Source organism: Roseateles sp. P5_B10 (assembly GCF_056400485.1).
Genome location: NZ_JBFULE010000490.1, coordinates 1 through 3,995 on the forward strand (window position 1 = coordinate 1; position 3,995 = coordinate 3,995).

5 protein-coding genes are annotated in these 3,995 nt (G+C 67.9%); 1 reads left to right on the forward strand and 4 read right to left on the reverse strand.

The window, feature by feature from the left end:
• Positions 1–1,085 (forward strand): hypothetical protein (locus AC1DU6_RS22495; RefSeq protein WP_477859723.1); only part of this gene is annotated, 1,085 nt, incomplete at its 5' end.
• 44 nt (positions 1,086–1,129) lie between these two features.
• Here AC1DU6_RS22495 and AC1DU6_RS22500 read toward each other — a convergent pair.
• From AC1DU6_RS22500 to AC1DU6_RS22515, 4 genes are all read right to left on the reverse strand, one after another.
• Positions 1,130–2,083: a LysR family transcriptional regulator gene (locus AC1DU6_RS22500; RefSeq protein ID WP_477859724.1), complete on the reverse strand. Its 954-nt coding sequence runs from the start codon at positions 2,081–2,083 to the stop codon at positions 1,130–1,132.
• A 21-nt stretch (positions 2,084–2,104) separates the two neighbouring features.
• On the reverse strand, positions 2,105–2,683 hold the full coding sequence (locus AC1DU6_RS22505; protein ID WP_457322069.1) for a DUF4337 domain-containing protein: 579 nt from the start codon (positions 2,681–2,683) through the stop codon (positions 2,105–2,107).
• 6 nt (positions 2,684–2,689) lie between these two features.
• The gene (locus AC1DU6_RS22510) at positions 2,690–3,184 is read right to left on the reverse strand and encodes a dihydrofolate reductase (protein ID WP_477859726.1); all 495 of its coding nucleotides are present in this window, start codon (positions 3,182–3,184) and stop codon (positions 2,690–2,692) included.
• Positions 3,181–3,995 (reverse strand): thymidylate synthase (locus tag AC1DU6_RS22515; RefSeq protein ID WP_477859727.1); only part of this gene is annotated, 815 nt, incomplete at its 5' end. The genes AC1DU6_RS22510 and AC1DU6_RS22515, both read right to left, overlap by 4 nt.

Consider the following 3,995-nt stretch of genomic DNA (forward strand, 5'->3'; position numbering starts at 1 on the left):
CGTTGGCGCTGCTGGCCGTGCCGCCGCCCGCCGCCGCTGCCATCGACTGCTGGGTGGATGCGGAGCACCCCACCACGGCGGACCAGCGCCGCGTCACCGACCCCGCCGTCGCCCCGATGCGGCAGGCGCTGCAACGGGTCAACGCGATCCTCCATGCCCAGCGGGAACTGCACGAGCTGCCGCGCACGCGGCTGCGCAGCAGCTGGCAGGTGGGTGGCCAATGGGACGCACCCGCGCGCAGCGGCAGCCTGCTGCTGCGCGACCACCGCGAAAGCATGTGGCTGCCCGGCCGCTGCGACGTCAACCCAAAGGCCGACCGTCTCGGGCCGATGGCCGCGGTGGTGGTGGCCATCAACGCGCCCACCAGCTTCTTCGAGTCGCCCCATGCCGAGTTGCGCGACGAACAGCTGCAGGCCTGGCGAGAGCTGCCCGCCACCGGGCAACTCAACAGCTACACGCTGTACGGCGGCCATCAGCTGGTGTTCACGCGCGGTGGCCGCCTGCCCTGGGTGGCGGTGACCACCGCCGAGTACGTGGACTTCACGCTGCGCGACCTGAAGCGCCGCATGCAGGAGGACAGCAGCGCCCGCGCGGGCCTGYCGGCCGAGGGCGACACTGCCGCGCGCGAGGCCTTTGACGAAGCCCAGGTGCAGAAGGTGACCGCCGGCCTGCGCAAGGTGGACCCGGCCGCGGCCGAAAAGATGACTGTCGAGTTGCGCGACCAACTGCGAGCCACCCGCGAAGCCGAGGCACGCACGGCCCGCCGCAAGGCAGCCGCCGGTGTCGACGCCAACCCGCTGCAGACCATGCTTCGCCGCGTCGAGGCCTGGCGCGCCGGCCTGTCGCCGCAGCAACTGGCTGCGCCTGCGCTGCTGGGCCTGAACGGGCTGCACGACGCCGCTGTGCCGCTGGACCGCTACCCGCGCTTGGTCAAGCCCGACCCGGATTTTCCATGGGACCGCAGCCACCCTGGCCGGCCGCAGATGCTGAAGGTGGCCGTGAATGGCGGCGACATCTTCACCGAACCGATGCAGCGCGTGCTGCAGCAGCTGGACCTGAAGGCGCTGCAGGCGCTGGTCGATTGATCGAAGGTTCTTGAGAAGCGTGCCGTCTCGGTGGGCGGTAGTCCCTACCCACCGTGCCCCGGCGTCAACGGCGGCGGGAGGTTGGCTTCCAGTTCCGCCGTGTGGCTGCGGCAGGCGGCCAGCAGCGACAGCAGGTTGGGGTCACGCTCCCGCGTGCGCAGGAAGACGACGCTGATCTTCTGCCGCATCTGATAGCGCGCCGCCAGCGGCACGAGGCAGACGCTGCGCGGCAGCACGCCGCGCACGCGCCCGGGCAGCAGCGTGCAGCCGATGCCGCCGCCCACCAGGTTCATCAGCGAGAAGATGTCGCTGGTGGTCATGACGACGTTGGGCTCGAAGCCCGCCACCTGGAAGGCTTCGACGAAGCGGTCGCGCGTCACATAGCCTTCGTTCAGCGACACGAAACGCTCGTCCGCGCAGGCGCCCAAGTCCACCTCGGTCTGGCGGGCGTAGGCCGAGTCGGCGGGTGCGGCGAAGAAGATCTCGTCCTCGAACAGCAGCTGCGATTCGACGTCGGCCGCGCCCTCGGGAAAGCCCATCACCGTCGCGTCCACGGCGCCGTCACGCAGCTTGCGCAGCAGGTCGCTGTTGGAGCCCAGCACGAGCTCGGTCTGGATGTCGGGCTTGCGCAGGCGCAGCGCCATGATGAGGGCCGGCACGGTGCCGCTGGTCAGCGAGTACAGCGAGCCGATGCGGATGCGGTCGGCCGCGTAGCCGGCGATCTCGCGCGTCGAGCGGATGCCGTGGGCCATGGCCTGCAGCACCTCGCGGGCCACGTCGGCCAGTGCGTGGGCCGCGTCATTGGGCTGCAGGTTGCGGCCCTCCAGCCGGAACAGGCTGCAGCGCGTACCCGTCTCCAGCGAATGTAGTGCCCGGTGCACGCTGACCGCGCTGATGCCCAGCCGCTCGGCGGCGCGCGCGAGATTGCCGCTCTCCATGAAGGCCAGCAGGATCTCCAGCTTGCGGAAGGTGATCTCTTCGTCGATGCGGTGGAGCATGCCGGGCGTCCTGGGGCGGCGTCAGATGTGCGCCGCGGCCAATCCACCCAGCACGATGCCGATGCCGCCCGCGGCGATGGTGGCCCATTCCATCCAGCGGCGCTTGGTCAGCAGCGCGATGGCGGCCAGCGCGATGGATACCTGCAGCGCGGTCGTCGCCTGGGCCCAGCGGTGATGCATGTGCAGCTGCGCCTCGCTCTTCTCGTCGAAATGCTTGGACTCGGCTTCCAGCGCCTCGGCCTTCTCCTTGATCTCGGCCTTTTCCTTCTCGTAGCGAGCAACCTTGTCGCGGTACTTGGTCTTGGCTTCTTCGCTAGGGCTCAGCTCCAGCGCGAGCTCCGCGAGGTTCTGTTTGCTGCTCTTGGACTGGTAGTAGTTCCACTGGTTGCCGGCCTCGGTCTTCTTGATGGCCGCGTCGTTTTTCAGGATGCCGGCATTGGCCTGCGTCGCACCGCCCATGTAGGAGAAGCCGGCCCCGAGGGTGGCCAGGATGGCGGTGATGACGGCCAATTGGCCGGCAAAGCCCTTGGCATCGTGCTGGGCCGCATGCTCCAGCTCGTGCTCGTGCGGGCCGTGGACGTGGAAGCCGTGTCCGGACATGTGGGGTTACTCCTTGAGAACGTAGTCAACAAAATCGAAACGAAGACCGTTGGCGCCGGTGTGCGGCTCGCGTCGGTCTTCGATGAATTGGTCTCGCGGCCAGGCCGGGAAATGCCGGTCCGCATCCGGGAAGACGGCATCCACCTCGGTCAGCGCCAGCTTGTCAGCCAGCGGCAAGGCCAGCGCGTAGATCTCGCCGCCGCCGATGACGCAGGCCTCGGGCGCGTCCTGGCAGGCGGCCAGCGCGGCATTCAGGCTCGCAAACACCTCGGCACCGGGCAGTTCGGCCCCCGAACGGCTGATGACGAGATTGCGGCGGCCCGGGAGTGGACGGAACTTCGGGGGTATGGAGTCCCAGGTCTTGCGGCCCATGACGACGGGCTTGCCCAGGGTCAGCGCCTTGAAATGCACCATGTCTTCGGGGAGGTGCCAGAGCAGCGCGTTGTTGCGCCCGATCGCGCCGTCTTTCGCAACGGCTGCCACCAACGTGATCTTGCTCATACCGCCACCGGCGCCTTGATCGCCGGATGCGGGTCGTAGCCGCTCAGCTCGAAGTCCTCGAACGCGTAGTCGAAGATCGACGCCGGCCGGCGCTTGATTGTCATCGTCGGGTAAGGCCGCGGCTCGCGGGCGAGCTGGGTCTGCACCTGCTCGACGTGGTTGTCGTAGATGTGGCAGTCGCCACCGGTCCAGATGAAGTCGCCCAAGGCAAGGTCGCACTGCTGAGCCAGCATCATCGTCAGCAGCGCGTATGACGCAATATTGAAGGGCACGCCCAGGAAGATGTCGGCGCTGCGCTGGTAGAGCTGGCAGCTCAGTTTCCCGTTCGCCACGTAGAACTGGAAAAACGCATGGCAGGGCATCAGCGCCATCTTGGACAGCTCGGCCACGTTCCAGGCACTGACGATGATGCGGCGTGAGTCGGGGTTGTTTTTCAGCTGCTTCACGACCTCGGCGATCTGGTCGATGTGGCCACCGTCCGGCGTCGGCCAGGAGCGCCACTGCACGCCATAGACCGGCCCGAGGTCGCCATCCTCGCGCGCCCACTCGTTCCAGATCGTCACGCCGCGTTCCTGCAGCCAGCGGGCGTTGCTGTCGCCGCGCAGGAACCACAGCAGCTCCAGCACGATCGACTTCAGGTGCACCTTCTTCGTGGTGACCAGCGGGAAGCCCAGAGCCAGGTCGAAGCGCATCTGGTGGCCGAACACGCTGCGCGTGCCGGTGCCGGTGCGATCGCTTTTCTGCACGCCATGCTCGAACACATGGCGCATGAAATCTTCGTATTGCTGCGGAGGACGGGGCGGGGTGCTCA

Coding starts and splice junctions, on each gene's coding strand:
- AC1DU6_RS22500 (WP_477859724.1), bottom strand. CDS start 2,083: ATGCTCCACCGCATCGACGAAGAGATCACCTTCCGCAAGCTGGAGATC.
- AC1DU6_RS22505 (WP_457322069.1), bottom strand. CDS start 2,683: ATGTCCGGACACGGCTTCCACGTCCACGGCCCGCACGAGCACGAGCTG.
- AC1DU6_RS22510 (WP_477859726.1), bottom strand. CDS start 3,184: ATGAGCAAGATCACGTTGGTGGCAGCCGTTGCGAAAGACGGCGCGATC.